The sequence below is a fragment of the Nostoc sp. NMS7 genome (assembly GCF_017115085.1).
In the GTDB taxonomy this organism is placed as follows: Bacteria; Cyanobacteriota; Cyanobacteriia; order Cyanobacteriales; family Nostocaceae; genus Nostoc.
Genome location: NZ_JABXKJ010000124.1, coordinates 1 through 15,607 on the forward strand (window position 1 = coordinate 1; position 15,607 = coordinate 15,607).

The following is a 15,607-nucleotide window of genomic DNA, read 5'->3' on the forward strand; positions in this document are numbered from 1 at the left end:
TAATCTTATTTTATGGGTATAGCTAATAATTTAGCATAGTAAGTACTGAAGAACCCTTTTTTTCTGGATCAATTGTAAGGAGATAAAGGTCAAATAGGGTATGAATATCAGAGCGGAGAATTAACCCATTCCAAATTTGATTAGTGTCATCTCCTTTATAAGGATAAATATGAGCAGCTTCTAACGCTTGTTCTGCATTACAATCAGTTATAGCGCATTGGTTATTGTAGGCAGTAAGCAGTTTTTCACGAAAAGCTTTTTGTCCTCTGCGCCGAACAATAGATGTATAACTACGTTCTCTAGCGTCTTCTATGGTTTCTATTTTAAAGTAATCTTCTTTCTCTAACTGCGTTTCTGCTTTTTGAATTTCTAAAACATCTTGTGAATAATTGTGTATTTTCCAAACTTTTAGTATTGCTCCCTCAGAGAAAGAGGCACACCCAACAAATTTTTCACCATTTCTACTAAGGTTAATAGCAGTTGTCCAACCAAAAACATTAGTATCTGGATAATAAAAAATAAAATAAAAAAATTCTTTTTTATTTTCTAAATCCCAAAGTTTAATGCCTCCAGATATTGCGGCTAGTAATATTTTTCCTTTTGGATGAATTAGTAACTTACCAGGATAGTCCATTTTTTTCCATAGCGTTTGATTTAACTCTCCTGTAGAAAAATTCCAAATTGACAGCCCATTTGAGCCTAAACAAAATAAAAACTTACCATCTGGACTAATTGCAATACCAGTAATTAAACCTGACTCTTCTGGAATTGTATAGAGCAACTGCTGAGTTTGCAAATTCCATACATTTACTGTCGAGTCATTACTTTCACTAACTAAAATATGACTATCTGGTGAGAATATAAGGTTGTTAATTCTTAAAGTATGGCCACTAAGAGTGTTAATTAGTTCGCCATTATGAGTATTCCATAAATAAATCGTAGTCGTTTTATATTCTTGACCTTTATTTTTGTATTTGTTATTACCACCAGTAGCAAGTATTTTACCATCAGGGCTAAACGCAACAGCGTGAATGGGGTCAGCACGGAAGGCTAATGATTTTATGAGTTTCCCAGTATTTAACTCCCATAATTTTACAGTTTTATCTCTCCCACCACTGGCAATAACTTTACCATCTGGACTAATATCAATTGAAATAATTTGGTCTGAATGACCTAAAAGAGTATTACAAACTTTTCCTGAATTCAAATCATGAATTAAAATTTTATCGTTATTGGCACTAACAAGGATTTCTCCGTCAGGTGTAATTGCAACGCCATAGACATTGCAAGTGTCTTCACAGACAAAGGTATATATACATTCGCATTCATCTGTAGGATTTGTGTCTGTATTATTTTGCTTATCAAACATTTATAGTATGTACTGAAAAACCTTCTCGACTTTTATAACACCGTCTGCGGTATCAAAGCCGCTTTCGCCCATCCCAATAGAGAAGAGTGGGCTACAAATATACGTGACTCTGTTGACATTTGTGAGTATGATTTAGCCCCCACAGCTGGATAATGGTTTAGGTATTGGAAAAGACCATTCTCGATACCGCAGCTAGGGTGCAGTCATGAGCAAAGATACAGAATCCGTCGAGTTAGTTGTAGTCCAAAAATTAGAAAATGCCCTCAGTGCCAAAATTGAGGCATACTTTGCTGATGTCCTGGATTCTGACCCGGATGTGCTGGAGGCGTTGCTAAGGTCGAAAAACAGTGAGGGAACCCGTAGGGCATACCGCCGAGACATCACTGATTTCTTTAACCGCATGACTGGACAATCACCACAGCGCGATTCTATTTTGGAGTTTTTACACCTGGACGGTCACAAAGCAACGCTGGTAGTGACTAAATATAGATCCATACTCAATGAAGCTGGACTAGCACCGAACACGATTAACCGCAGACTAGCTGCAATTAAATCTTTGGTTGCTTTTGGACGAAAGCTGGGAGTTTGCAACTATGCTGTGGATGTGGACAGTATCCCAGTGCAGTCCTACCGCGACACTAGCGGTTGTACAGGCGAGGAATTTTTGACAGTCATTAAAGAATGCGATCGCTCGACGTTGGCAGGGAAGCGGGACTATGCTTTGTTGCTGCTGCTGTGGGGCAATGCTTTGAGGCGAAACGAGATTAGCACCTTGGACTTGAGACATTTTGACGGCTCTAAAGGGACGCTATCAATTTTGGGTAAGGGCAAGCAAGTACGAGTGACGATGAATCTGCCAAAAGCCACAGTCATGGCGATTACTGACTGGGTGATTGCCCGTGGTGGCGATATGTCCTCGTCCCGTCCGTTGTTTACGTCGGTGGACTTTCAAAATGCTGGTCACAGGTTAACCGGGGATGGCATCTATAAAATAGTCAAGCGTTTATTTAAACGGGCTGGTGTCGAAAAAACTATGTCCCCGCATCGTTGCCGCCACAGTGCCATCACGGCTGTACTTGAGAAAACTGATGGCAATGTCCGCAAAGCCCAGAAACTCAGCAGACACGCCAAACTAAATACGCTCCAGATTTACGACGATAACCGCAACCGCGATCAATTGGAAATGTCAGAGCTATTGATGGACGGATTAGATTGACAGCTTTTTAATTGATTGGTACAAAAGGTAAAGGTAAAGTCTTTATTAAAGAAACGATTTAGAAGATAAGTAACCAACCGAGCAACATGGTTGCTCGGTTGGTTACAAATAAACTTGGATATCCAGCTATTCACCTCTATTTAGTATGTCTATCATTTCGCTATATTCACTTGTAATACTGAGAAGTAATATCGTAAATTAATGACAAATATTGTAAATTATTTAATAATAAGTTTAAGCACCGTCTGGGCTGCTTTAGTCAGTGATCCTATTAAATCGATTGGTTCTTTAGCTGCAATTGGCACACTCCTTATTAGCTGGAATAACTCTAGAAAAGACACTACGAGAGTAAAGGTGGCTGTCAAACGTGGTCAAAATGGGCCTCTTATACTTCAGCATCCCAGGGACGAATTTATAATCTTTGAAATACATAACAAAGGACTGACTTCTGTTGTCATTAACGAAATAGGTATTAAAGTTCCTAGCAAACTGTGGAGTAAAAATCAATTCATTAACCTTGTTGATTTACCTCATGCTGATCTGAATCTAAGAGAAAGTAAGGAGGCAATAGGAACTCTTGAATGTGTAGGATTACCTGGTACTGTATCGACTAAATCACTGGGAGTATTTTTACTATGCTACTCTCGTATGAAAGAAGCATCTCTTAGTTACCAAAAGCAAAAAATATCCTCTGACAGTTTAGATTATGTTGGAAGGCAAAGACTAATCAAAGTGTGCCAAGAATTTCAAAAGCTTCAAGATAGCCAAGGGAAAAATCTCCAGATAATTCCATATGTATTAACTGGCTCCGGAGAACGCTTTGTTGGTAAAAAATTTTATGTCAAGCTTGGAATTTTAGGCGATGCGATAGTGTAGGTGTTGTGCCGAGATATGACCAAAATTCTGCAAGATGACCTGGAAAGGCTTGATTTTACGTTGTGAATGACGGCTTTTTTGACTTTGATGTAGCAATTTTTCAAACCAATACAGCACAGGGGTTTTCAGACCATCTTGCAGAAAATTACTTGCATCTCGGCTCAATACCTGGTAGAGATCATTTTCTAACCTTACTGCCTAACTTTATGATTGAGGGGCGCTTTTGCTCTTGAATAGCGATTTGCTTTCTAAACATTTTTCTCGTTTCAGGAATTTGATTTGCAAACCAGGCTAATAATTCTGATTGATCATGTGCAACGCGAGAACGCTCATCACCAACAGGTAGCCCCTGTCCCCCATCAAAAGGATAAAGTTGATTATTCAAACCCGCCAGTTCAAGTCCTTTGTTGTATAACTCCTCAGCTTTACGAGCAACTTCCTCATCAAACAAGAAATCTGCTTCACTTGCATCAGCAATGAATTGTAGAGAGCGGTTAAAATTAACTTTACCTTCATGTACTATTTCACTTAAATAAGACATGAATACATGGAAAACTCTTAACCGCTTTTCATACAAATCTTTCCTCAAAGACAACTGGCTAACTTGATATTGTTGCCAAGCAATATAAATAGTAGTTCCAGCTATGACTGGTGTGAGTAAAGCATTGAAAGTCTCAACAATTTCTTTTAGTGTCATAACAGATCACATAATTTTGAATTTATTAAGATGTCAACCATACTTATGAGGCTGTAGTTAAGCAATAGTCTGATCCATGTTCAATTTTCAGTCTTGAATTGGGTCATCTGGTGGTGGATGCCGCCCAATTTCTCTATCAGCAGCGCGAATATTAATTATTCTGGCTCGGTTGAATGCTAATGCTACGACGGTGGCGCGTCCTGTTGGTGTCAAGCCGATAATCAAGAGTGTATCTGTTGACCAAATAAAGTGTTCTGGCCAACTATCAGTGCGAGGATTGAATAAAGGTACTTCAGATAACGACTTTTCATCAAAGGATTTAAGTTTATCTGATTTTTGGCGATTGCAATGAAAACAAGCCAAAGCTAAATTATCAATTGAATTAGCACCACCTTTGGTAAGAGGAATTACATGGTCTACAGTGAAGGAAACATATTGCCATTGTTCCGATGCGTGGCAATATTCGCACAGAAACTTGGCTCGTTGTCGTACTTGATTTTGAGTAGATTCGCTAATGTAACGATTCGCAGACAAATCTCTGATTCCCTATAATTCACTTTGGTTTTGAGTTAGCGATGAATTTCTGAGTATCCGATTCACCAAACTCAGATAATCGTCTAATTCTTCATATTCATCTAATTCTTTTTCTTCCTCTGAAGTCAGCGTAGATTCTTTTTGCTTAATTAATAATGCTTCAATTCGCCCCTGTACTAAGCTGGAAGCTCGAAATATCGGCACTCCTTCTACTAGCTCGATGCGGACAGCACCATCTAATGGTAAACTGTTGGGCAAGTGTGACAATTTCATAGGTAAATTGATTGTCATAAATTACTTTATCCAGACTGTCGGTGAGATAATTTTAGCTGACTTGTCATTTAAATAGAAATTGTAAACAGGTTCTCCTGATAATTCACAGCGAAGCGGCTCAAGAATTTTAGTGAACGGATTCCAAACTGCTGTTACAGTCCGTTTTACTTTCTTTCGTTGCAACTCACACTGAATATGTACCGTAGGGAGATGGATAATCATTGCACTGTGCAACCAAGCTTCTACACTCATTGCATAACGCTCTTGGATATCTAACAATTTTCTCTCTAACTCTCTATTAGTGGCTTCAATTCGTGCTAATTCTTTGTCTTGTTCATCACCAATCAATTTTTTTAACTCAATCTTGTTGCGAATCGAGTCGCTAATCGTGTTGTAATAATCCTTGAGCCTTTCTTCATCCCTAGCTCTAGCTCTTGTTAATTTAGCCTGCCAATTATCTAGAGATTTTCCAATCAATATTGCACTTTGATGTTCGATTAACCTCAACAACTCTTCAATTGGGATCGCCAATGGTGTCTCTTGATGCTCCACAGTCATTAGGTCAGACTCCCAAAACAAAGCATCCCCAATTTCTACTGGTGTTACTCCTGTTATTTCATTGATAATGAACGAAACTAAACCAATCCTTTTTTCGGAAGCATTCGCTGTGTAAGCGACATTACACAAGATGTAACGAGTAATTTCTGGTTTAGCATCTAAAAAACGAATTAAGCCATTTTGAGGTGCGAGTCTCTCCAATAAAATTTTCTCAAAGCCTGTGTTTTTCAGATGTCCATTGATTTTAACACCCAACGCACTAATAAGTCCTTTAACAGCTAATAGTTCAGATAGCTTATTTAATACTTCTGAATGATAGGTGACAAAAACACTTTGAGGTACATCAGCAATAGTAGTAAAAGTAACTTCTTCTGGAAGCGAAAGCAGCGATGCTATATTTTCCGTCAACAACACATTCAAAATGTGTTCACCAGCAGGTTCTGCTATTCCGTCATGGAGAGAAACAATTTTTTCTAAGGTAGCAATAATTGGGTCTGATAACATATTTATTCAAATCAATTTCTCAAGCTTCAAAATCTTCGCCAAAAATCTGTTCATCCAGTTCTTGAATTTGCTGATACTGGTTTTTGACTTTTAACAAATTATCTGCCAATTGCTCGAAGGCTGTATCTAATTCGGGCTTGACCTGATGCTTGAGCCAGATATCCATGACAATTTCACTAAAGTCAAATTCATCATCCACGTTCCCTAAAATTGTTTCAATCTCTCCGACCACTAGTTCAAACATATTAATTTTGTCATGCAAGATCCGCAGAATATACTCTTCGATACTGCCCTTGAGACAAAAGTTAAAAATAAAAACATCCTGGGTTTGTCCAATGCGGTGAATACGACCAATGCGCTGTTCTATTTTCATTGGGTTCCAGGGGAGGTCATAATTAACGATCGCGTTCGCAAACTGGATGTTACGTCCCTCTCCGCCTGTTTCCGATGCCAGCAGTACAGAAACAGTATCTCGAAATGCGGCTATAGCCTCATCTTTCTGTTTAAGGGACATCCCACCAGTAAATTCTGCAAAGGGGATATTTGCAGCTTGCAGAGTTTGAGCCAAATAAGTGCTAGTTGCTTTATGGGTTGTAAAGACCAAGGTTTTCTGGGAAGATTTTGAGAGCATCTCTACCAATACTTTTGCTTTCTCAACCTGCTTCACCTGGGCTGCTCGTCTTGCTAAAGACTTCAGTTCTTCATCAGGTAGGCGTTTGGTCAATTGCTTGAGGGAGTCAGCCAAAGCACCAGGGGACGAACCAGCACGCATTAGCAGATTGGTGCGGGAAAGCCTATCGAGCTTGTCCTCTGAGGAACGCAGATACTCGCTCAAGTCCTGGTAAAGTTTCTCCTCGCCTGCTGCTGGGGTAACGGTAATTGTAGTGGCGAAGCGTTTGGGCAGTTTGACATCTACTAGGGCGCGGGTATTTCGTACCATGACTTCCCGCATCAGGGAGCGCAACTTTTCGGGATTTTTAGGGACTCGTCCATTTCTGGAATCGACATATTCTTTTTTAAAAGCGGCTTCTGTTTGTAGCAGTCCTGGCTTGAGGAGGGTCAGCAGATTAAACAGTTCAATAAGGGAGTTCTGCACTGGCGTAGCGGTGAGCATGAGGATAAACCGCTTGTTGAGGGCATTAACCAGTTTCCAGTTTAGAGTAGTGCGATTTTTCAGGTGGTGGGCTTCATCGACAACAACCAAGTCCCAAGTGCGACTAGTGACGTGGGGATAATGTTTAGCAGACTTAGCCGTGTTTAATGAAGCGATAATTCGCGGATTATTTGTCCAAAATTCGTCTATCGGTTGTTGCGGGTCACGGTTATCTGTGGTGATAGTAGCAATATTAAATTTGTCACTTAACTCTGATTGCCACTGCGAAACTAGGGATGCGGGAGTTAACACCAGCATGGACTGTACCATACCCCTTGCTAAGTACTCGGCTATGATTAGTCCCGCCTCAATGGTTTTGCCCAATCCGACTTCATCGGCTAGTAATGCGCGTCCACCCAGTTGTCTAAGTACTTTTCGGGCTGTTTCAATCTGATACCAGTATTTGTCAATAGCAGTTAGTGTGGGCAGGCAAATTAGCTGATCATAGTCTGCCATTACCGAAAGGTTAAACAGGTCTAAACGCGCTTGGTAGAAGTTAATCGGGTCATACAAACCAGCTTTCAGGGCTGATAAGGCAGTGGAGGAATTGAATTTGAATGTATAGTTTGTTTCCATAATGCACCGCACCCCTAACATTTAACAGCCATACTTATGAGGCTCTAGTTTTAATATTCAGTTTTTCTTTGCGCCATTTGTCCACACTTTTTTTAACTGCTTCTATTTCTGCAAAATCTACTTGCACAGTTGCAGTTTCAAATTCAACACCCAAAGCGGTGCTGACTTCGAGAATTTCTACAAAACTGGCACATTGATAATCTGTATCCTCATACTATTTCACTCTTTGTTCATCAATTCCTAATATATCAGCAAGTTCTTGCTGACTAATTTTGGCTACTAAACGAGCTTTGATTAAAGCATTTGGTTCAGGCTACTCTTGAGCATACAAGTTTGGATACTACGAGTAAATATTTGCACGTAAGCCCTGATAGAAGTTTGTGTGCTTTTACCCATAATTTTGCAGGAAATGCCAAGATATGCTTCCGTAAGTATGTAACTTAAAGGATAAAGTAGCCTTTAAGTTACAGTTTTGGTAAAGCGATGATATTAGCCATTTCAAATTTTAGATTTTTTTGTGATTAAAATTACTTAGTTTCTGATTTATAAAAAACATTTTTTCTTATAACTTTTGGTAGACTTTATCGCTAATGTGAGTGTTTAATTTAAGAGTTTTGTTTATATAAAATTGTATTATTTCAAAATACTAATACCATATTCATCTAAAATTAGACTATTAAGTTTGTGTAGAGCATAGTCAGGCACATCAAAAAAGAAATCTCTAAAACTAATTGGTTTAAACTGTAAGACATAATCATTCATTATAACATTATGTAATAAATTGAGACTAATCCAATTAAATTGAGATGTCTTTAGTTTCGTCAGAATTTTATTCGATTTTTCACGTAGCTGTAAAGGTGAATCTATCCAATATTTATTTGAACCAACACCACAAATATATTCTAAATCAATATTAGAAAATGATCCTATTTGTGTGAGACCAAGATTAGGAATATAAGTTGGTGATTTAATCCTCAGTTCACAAAAATTTCTGAAAATATAATAATAATAATCATGAATTGTTATATTATCTCCGTTAAAATCTTCATTCTCCCATTGTGCTGCAAAATTGTAATATTTATCTGAACTAATTTCTAGGTAATTCTCTGCTAATTGTCTAGGTGTTGGCCAATTTAAGCAATTACAAATTATTTCATAGTATTCTAGATGGCTAGAAAAATTAAATACATCATGTATCTCCTCTTCTATTTCCTTTACAACATTACAAATAATGAAGAATCTATAAACTGGATAAAAAAGCTTCCAAGGCAATTGTCCCATTATTTTTGGGGAAACGTAAGGTGGCCAAGGAACAGATAGTGAAATATCAATTATAATACAGAACTCTGTTAATCTTTTAAGAAATTCAAAAGGTTTAGCAACCTCCTTTTTGCTAATAAATAAATAATCCTGAAAAGCTCGCCAGTATGGGGTTTCACAAATGAAAGGATAAATATAATTTAAATACTCTTGATGAGTAATCATGCCAATTTCATCTAATAAATTTAACGTATTTAGTGAAAAAATAATTTCGCTTGCTCGTGCTTGACCTTCTAATAGATCACTTACTGTAAGTGGTGTAGCATTATGTGATATTTTCGGAAATATTAGTTGCTTGAAATTGCATAAATTATCAATTTCTGCAATTATTATTTGTTCCTCGATATCAAAATAATCAGATATTGTTGTATAGTAGTCACTTAAAGCACAGGCGACAGATTCACTAGCAGATAATATTTTTTTAGTAATTGGAATGTCATGTGTGAACAACTCGTATGTAAGAGCATTATCTCGCCATTGTTGGAGAAAAATACCACTTTCTCGACTTTTATATCGAATATTTGGATGTATTTGATAATTGTCTAAAATTGTAATATCTTTTAACTCGTGCAATATTCCTTTCAAATCTTGAAATTGATTCCAGTCAGGAAAATTATCTATTTGGCATTGTTTAATTAACAAACATATATTTCCCCAAGTTGTGCCAAAAAACTGGTTCCAGTGCATCCTTTCATGAGTAATTGTAGAAGAAACCGCTATATTAGCTAATATTTCTTTTGGGAATATATCTAAATTAACTTTATCTCTAATAAAAGTTAGTAAATAACTTGGACTAAAATAACCAAGTATATCTTTTTGAGAATTTTCTAAAAGACTGTCTTTAGGTGGGAGCATTGTCATACAGTTTATTAAATACCAATCGACCCGCGAAATAGCGAAATTATTCCCAATATTTCTTTGATTTTTTCCGTAGTTTTAAGCTTTTTAATTTTCCATTCTAATTGTGTAAATATTTCTTTTTTATCTAAATTATCATTAGTAAAATTTTGAGGGACAAATTCAAGTATTTGTTTTAAGCAATTAAAAACCTGTTCATTAGAATTAGCTCTAATATTATAAGACTGATAGAATAATTGATTACCCTCTACTGTAAATAAAATAAAAGTCGGAAGATTACGGCTATCATTTATATCAAACCATGACAAAATCTTCAGATTTTCATTCGGTTCTTTCCAAACAGGAATCATTTGTCCTAAAGCTCCCTTTGGAATTTGAGGAAATTTATATGCTCCGGTGAAGAGCAAGGTGGCAAAAACTGCAATACTAGAGCCACTAATTTCATTAAGTGCAGAATAGTAATCTTCGTCCTTCAAAGTTTTTATAATATGAGGATGAGCATCAGTAAAAAGTATTATTCCAAAAAAAGGAAATTTATCATGTAATTCAAATAGCTTTTCATTAAGTTCTATTATCATGCAATTAATCTCTTGCTAAACTTGTTAAATCACATTGCTATAAAGGATAGTTTATTTATTATACAAAGATTGCATCATTAATTATACATATCCCCCACAAATGACATAGTGTAGCTTCTTTTTTTATATTTTCTACTATGCCAAATTTATAACGATTCTGCTTAACTTTAAACGCCAACAGAAAAATTATCAACTACCTGCCCTACCAAAAATTACCGTAAAAGTAAAAACAAGTTTATCAAACCACAGGTGGGCGAATTTCTCCATGCAGCCGAATATATTCAACTAACCGCTTGGTTTCACCACCAGCTAATTCTAGTTCCTTGAGATTGCCAACCAAAACAAACAATTCCTTAGCCCTACTAACGGCTGTATTCAGTAAATTGGGTTTGCGGTTGAGGAACCAAAAACTATGATCCTGGTGACATTGGTAAGGAGAAAAGATAATAGCTGCTTTCTCTCCCCCCTGAAAGGTGTGAACCGTACCAATATCATCCCAAGAAAAGTTTCGCCAACGGTTAGAAAGCCGATACCTGAGCGCGTTAGCTTGCTGCAAAAACGGCGACATCACACCAATTGTCTTTGAACTACCATCAGAGCTAATAGAGTAACCATGCTTTAGCAAGGATGTAATTACAGCTTCTACAGCGTTGATTTCTTCTGGATTAGTGTTATGGGTGTGGCTTCCCTCGACATGGTAAGCCAAGAGATGCGGTTCTGTTGCCGTCCGGTGAGCATCGGAAAGAATTTGCAGACCACCGGGGTAGTTGGGGCTGCAAAACTGAATAATAGACGGGGTGCAACGGTAATGATTTCTAAGAATAATGCCATTACCTAAATCCCCTTCAGTACCACTAGCACCAGCCGCGCGGTGATAAGCGGTAGCTGTGTATTTGGCAGTGGGAGCATAGCGATAATAGTCTTCATTCCCCATGCCCCGATCCAGAAAGGCAGTCTTCAGATACTGCTTGATGGTATCGTCGCAAAGGTTAACTATTGGCTCAATTTGTTGGGGGTCGCCAGCCACTACTGCCCGTTGCGATCGCACCAGCAAGGGAAATAATTGATGTACAAGAGTTGTTCCCGCTTCATCCACCAATGCCAGCTTAACGCTATTGGGATGAAGGATTGGCAGCATATTGCGTATTGATTGCAGACTGGAGCTAATGACAGGGAAAATCAAGCTCAAGTCACGGTAGATGGCATCACCGTCTGTTGACAGTTTGAGCAATGCCTCTCCGTCTCCCGTCAAGACGCTGCCATAAGTTGACAATGCCCTCATAACGCTTTCCTTGCGTCGGAGAACTTCTTGCAACAGAAACGCCCAGGCACGTTGAAATAGTTCTAGCTGCAATTGGTGATAGTCACGGTAAAAACGACTATAGAAATCAGCTTGGGGGTAATTATCAAGTTGTTTTTGGATTTGTTGGTGTTCTGCTTGCTTTAACTCCAGTTCCTTAGTTAAAGCCGCTATTTGGCTTTGAATTTCAGTTAGTCCCCAGTTAAGATTCTGCCATTGCTGCGAGAAATCTAGTTTTTGGTTAACAGAGTTGAATGCTGTAGTTAAACTGGAGGGATCAAGGGGTATCTGAAAGGGATGCGCTGTTGCTAAGGTGTTTAAAACAGCAGCATTTATCCGATTCGCCAAACGCTGAAAAATTCGCTTATCAGTAGTAGCATTAAGCCAGTCCAAGGCGCGTTTCGTGATGGAGTCCGAATCTTTTGGCAGTTCGCGTTCTGCCTGGGATAACGCTTCTCGTATTTGCTGGTAGGCATCAAGGGGAAAATTTGCATAATCAGACAAACTTGATAGCTGTTCAGTTAGGGCTTGTAACTGGGAAGACTTAGCAGCAATATCGTTATTGAGTGATTGGATTTCTAGATCCAGTTGCGATCGCCGTTCGGCATCGGTAACTTTTTGAGCAGTATTAAAGCGGTCTTGCTCTATGAGTTGCTGAATTTGACTCTCTGCTTGCAGTAATTCGAGTTTGGCTTGTTGCCAAGCAGTTTGATTAAATTCAGTCTGACGCAGCCAATCTTGGGTTGATTGTAGTTTGGGTAGAGTTTCTTTACGGATAATAGTTTGGTTGCCGCCAGGAAGATAAAACTGTTGAGCAGGAGAATTTATAGTCAGTCGTTGTTGGAATTTTTTAATGGTACTGTTATTAGTGCCGACAAAGAGTATTAAATTATTTGCATCATCTTCACCGCGAACAAGCCGTAACGCCCGATTCACTACTTGCTGTGCTATGAGGTGCAGAAATACTTCTGTTTTTCCAGTTCCCGGAGGACCACAAACAGCAGTTAGTAAATTCTCTTGGGCGTGTTTCAGGACAGACGCTTGAAATTCATCAGGCGCATGGTCGGGGAAAGCTCCCCAGAACATTACCTCATGTCTGGGTGATTGTGGCTCTCCCCATAAGTACTGCATTGCTGGGTGAGTTTCAGTTAGCCATTCGCTATTACAGTCAGGTTGTTGAAGTTCCTTGAGGATTTCTTGTATGTCTTGCTTAAGGAGGGCGTTATAGGGGGTAAAGTCGCAGCGCAATAAATAAGGTTGCCGAAAAGTTTTATATCTTCCTTCGGGTAAGTCTACCAGATCAAGAAAGTCTCGCAGAGAGGGGAATCTTCCTTTAAATGTGTCTTCTAAAAACTTCAAAATTCCTGACGCAACAATCAGTGATTCGACTTGCTCCTCCTCTAGTCCGTACAGCCGCATCAAATTAACAACCACTGGCTGAAACTCGTATTCGGTCAAGTTCCAGCCAGTTTTGCGGTAATTACCTTTGAATATGGGCGAAATATCAACTGTGAAAAGAGGCAGGTATTTCAGCTTTTGCTCTTTTCCCTTCCCTTGGATTATATAGATTTGTGGGAAAGCAACAGCCATCTGAACATCATTTCTGTTACCTCTTTTAGCTGCTTGCTGCTGTTGCTGGAATTGCGTAAATACTTCGCTATCTAACAGTAGCTTGTTGCCAACAAGCTGCACTCCCTTATCTACTACTTTTGAATAAATATCTGAAGAACGCTCGACCTCAGCTTGAGTCAGTTCTTCTAACCTGATGTAGCCTAGCCAGGATTGTACTATCTGGATAAGTTTTTCTGACTCTAGCATGGTCACTTAAACATAAATGAAAGGCACTAAAGCTTAGTATAAAAAATATTTAAGCTTTCTGCCTTCTACGTCCTGGTTTTGGTATGTAAGGTTACTCAACATTTGTCAGCATCTCTAGTTGTGCAAGTAGTTTTTCTAGAAGCTTGCGTTTAGACGGGTCTGACCAAATACGCGACTTTCTTAGTTTGGTAGTCGCAACAGTAAAGCGCTCTTTATAATCGTTCGACTCGGTGTTTGGGGTAGAGGCTGGGGTTTTATTTTCAGTAATGCGTTGTTTGATTTCGCTTAAAGACCAGTTTTGAGCAAGAGCTTGTTCTAAAAAAGCAACACGCTCCGAAGTATCCTTAATCTGGGCGATCGCCTTAGCTTTGGTGTACTCAAGGGAACCAAAGCGTAGTGCCTCAAGAATGTCTTTTGGAAGATTTAACAAGGGCAGGCGATTCTTGATGAAAGATTCCCAGGTCATTAACCCTAAGCCATCAAACACTTCTTTAACGATTTTTAAATCCTTGTTTGCAGCAGGATCATGATTGAGGGCTGAATTATCCGTTTCGGGTTCGCCCATAACGTTATGGGTAGATAAGTCAATATCGCCTTCCTGACGGCTGATAACGTTATTAGTGGACTCAGTTTCCACTTCGACCATAACGTTATGGGTAGGTTCAACACTATCAACAACGGGTTCGCCCATAACGTTATGGGTAACTGTAGATGCTTTGTTTTGTTGGCGTTGTAGACGATACAGTAATGGCGGGATATCCTCAACACTTCGACCTAGTTTGAGAGACAGCAGTTGCAGGATACCTTCAGTTTCTTCAACTGGGTTGAGGTCTGAGCGAAGTAAGTTTTCTATAAGTGCAAATTGAAAAGCTGCGTTGTCGTCTAACTCTCTAATGACGACGGGGACAACTTTCAGCCCAATACTTAAGGCAGCACGATAGCGGCGCTCTCCTGCTACTAATTCGTGTTTTGATCCATCAAGGGGGCGTACTAAAATGGGTTGCAGGATGCCATGCTGTTTGATAGATTCAGTTAACTGTTTTAATGCCTCGGAGTCAAAGTAACGACGCGGTTGATTCGGCGGCAGAAAAATCTGCTCTAATGGCATGGACACTTGAGAATCAGCGTTGTTTATGCCTGTAGTGTCCCAAGGTACTTCAATTTTACTTTTGAGGGGCTGGCTGGCTTTAGTGTGTCTCATTTTAAGGATTCTATGCTAACGGCTATTTTTTTCAAGATTGCAACAGATGGGTGCTTTGGTTCATACACAGCTAGGGGCATTCGTTCTTCTGAAGCATCAACAAAAGCAGTGGAGCGAGGAATCGGGGCAAAGACTGTTCCGGCGCTGGCTAGTTGTTCGGTGATGGCTGCTAGGGTACGAGTGTCCTGGGAGTTACGGGCATCGTATTTTGTCGGCACAAATCCGGCAATTTGCAATTTGCGGTTGGGTTTATTGCGTACTGTAGCGACCGTTTTTAGTAATTCGCCTGTTCCCTCAAAGGCTTTGAAATGGGTTTCTAGGGGAACGAGAACATGGGTAGCAGCTACAAGGGAGATGTAAGAGAGTAGCCCTAAGCTGGGAGGGCAATCTATTAAGATAAAATCGTAATCTGATTCAATTGGTTCGATGGCTTCTTTGAGACGGAAATCGCGCATAGAAGCATTAACCAATTGCATTTCTGCCGTACTGAGAGAGATGTTGGCAGGGGCTAAATCCATACCATGAATCCCTTCAATAATTGGCAGGGGTAATTCATCCACAATGGCATTGTTGACAGTTTGCTCTATCTCTCTTGGAACCAAGCCCATAAAAATGGTTAAGCTGGCTTGGGGGTCTATGTCGATGAGCAGGACGCGATGACCCAGTTGTGCTAGGTGGTAGCCCAGGTTTTGGGTAAGGGTGGTTTTGGCAACACCTCCCGCCTGATTAAAAACTGCGATGATTCGGCTCATAACTGAGTTTGTTTACCTGCCCCG

Annotated in this window: 13 protein-coding genes; 2 read left to right on the plus strand and 11 right to left on the minus strand. The window is 39.3% G+C overall.

The window, feature by feature from the left end; translation table 11 throughout:
- Nucleotides 1-22: 22 nt before the first annotated feature.
- Nucleotides 23-1,369: an HNH endonuclease gene (locus HWQ38_RS12615; protein WP_292793829.1), complete on the minus strand. Its 1,347-nt coding sequence runs from the start codon at nucleotides 1,367-1,369 to the stop codon at nucleotides 23-25.
- A 205-nt stretch (nucleotides 1,370-1,574) separates the two neighbouring features.
- Between HWQ38_RS12615 and HWQ38_RS12620 the strand changes: the two genes are divergently transcribed.
- The gene (locus tag HWQ38_RS12620; protein WP_292793831.1) at nucleotides 1,575-2,585 is read left to right on the plus strand and encodes a tyrosine-type recombinase/integrase; all 1,011 of its coding nucleotides are present in this window, start codon (nucleotides 1,575-1,577) and stop codon (nucleotides 2,583-2,585) included.
- 201 nt (nucleotides 2,586-2,786) lie between these two features.
- On the plus strand, nucleotides 2,787-3,461 hold the full coding sequence (locus tag HWQ38_RS12625; protein ID WP_292793833.1) for a hypothetical protein: 675 nt from the start codon (nucleotides 2,787-2,789) through the stop codon (nucleotides 3,459-3,461).
- Nucleotides 3,462-3,639: 178 nt separating this feature from the next.
- On the opposite strand, the gene HWQ38_RS12630 is transcribed toward HWQ38_RS12625, so the two are convergent.
- The 10 genes from HWQ38_RS12630 to HWQ38_RS12675 all read right to left on the minus strand — a co-directional run bounded on the left by HWQ38_RS12630 (nucleotide 3,640) and on the right by HWQ38_RS12675 (nucleotide 15,583).
- Nucleotides 3,640-4,158, minus strand: coding sequence for a hypothetical protein (locus HWQ38_RS12630; RefSeq protein WP_292793835.1), 519 nt, complete (start codon nucleotides 4,156-4,158; stop codon nucleotides 3,640-3,642).
- 87 nt (nucleotides 4,159-4,245) lie between these two features.
- The gene (locus HWQ38_RS12635; protein WP_292793837.1) at nucleotides 4,246-4,692 is read right to left on the minus strand and encodes an HNH endonuclease; all 447 of its coding nucleotides are present in this window, start codon (nucleotides 4,690-4,692) and stop codon (nucleotides 4,246-4,248) included.
- Between the two features lie 12 nt (nucleotides 4,693-4,704).
- Nucleotides 4,705-4,983 carry a hypothetical protein gene (locus HWQ38_RS12640; RefSeq protein ID WP_292793839.1) on the minus strand — a complete coding sequence of 93 codons (279 nt, stop codon included), beginning with the start codon at nucleotides 4,981-4,983 and terminating at the stop codon, nucleotides 4,705-4,707.
- A gap of 3 nt (nucleotides 4,984-4,986) precedes the next feature.
- Nucleotides 4,987-6,027, minus strand: a complete 1,041-nt coding sequence (locus tag HWQ38_RS12645) for a hypothetical protein (RefSeq protein WP_292793841.1) — start codon at nucleotides 6,025-6,027, stop codon at nucleotides 4,987-4,989.
- A 19-nt stretch (nucleotides 6,028-6,046) separates the two neighbouring features.
- Entirely contained in the window at nucleotides 6,047-7,756 is a 1,710-nt protein-coding gene (locus tag HWQ38_RS12650; RefSeq protein ID WP_292793843.1) for a DEAD/DEAH box helicase, read from the minus strand.
- A 633-nt stretch (nucleotides 7,757-8,389) separates the two neighbouring features.
- Nucleotides 8,390-9,937 carry a hypothetical protein gene (locus tag HWQ38_RS12655; RefSeq protein ID WP_292793845.1) on the minus strand — a complete coding sequence of 516 codons (1,548 nt, stop codon included), beginning with the start codon at nucleotides 9,935-9,937 and terminating at the stop codon, nucleotides 8,390-8,392.
- Nucleotides 9,938-9,945: 8 nt separating this feature from the next.
- Nucleotides 9,946-10,512 carry a hypothetical protein gene (locus HWQ38_RS12660; RefSeq protein ID WP_292793847.1) on the minus strand — a complete coding sequence of 189 codons (567 nt, stop codon included), beginning with the start codon at nucleotides 10,510-10,512 and terminating at the stop codon, nucleotides 9,946-9,948.
- A 238-nt stretch (nucleotides 10,513-10,750) separates the two neighbouring features.
- Nucleotides 10,751-13,630, minus strand: a complete 2,880-nt coding sequence (locus HWQ38_RS12665) for an ATP-binding protein (RefSeq protein WP_292793849.1) — start codon at nucleotides 13,628-13,630, stop codon at nucleotides 10,751-10,753.
- A 91-nt stretch (nucleotides 13,631-13,721) separates the two neighbouring features.
- Nucleotides 13,722-14,831, minus strand: coding sequence for a ParB/RepB/Spo0J family partition protein (locus HWQ38_RS12670; protein ID WP_292793851.1), 1,110 nt, complete (start codon nucleotides 14,829-14,831; stop codon nucleotides 13,722-13,724).
- Nucleotides 14,828-15,583: a ParA family protein gene (locus tag HWQ38_RS12675; RefSeq protein WP_292793853.1), complete on the minus strand. Its 756-nt coding sequence runs from the start codon at nucleotides 15,581-15,583 to the stop codon at nucleotides 14,828-14,830. Before HWQ38_RS12675 ends, HWQ38_RS12670 begins: the two co-directional genes overlap by 4 nt.
- Nucleotides 15,584-15,607: the final 24 nt, after the last annotated feature.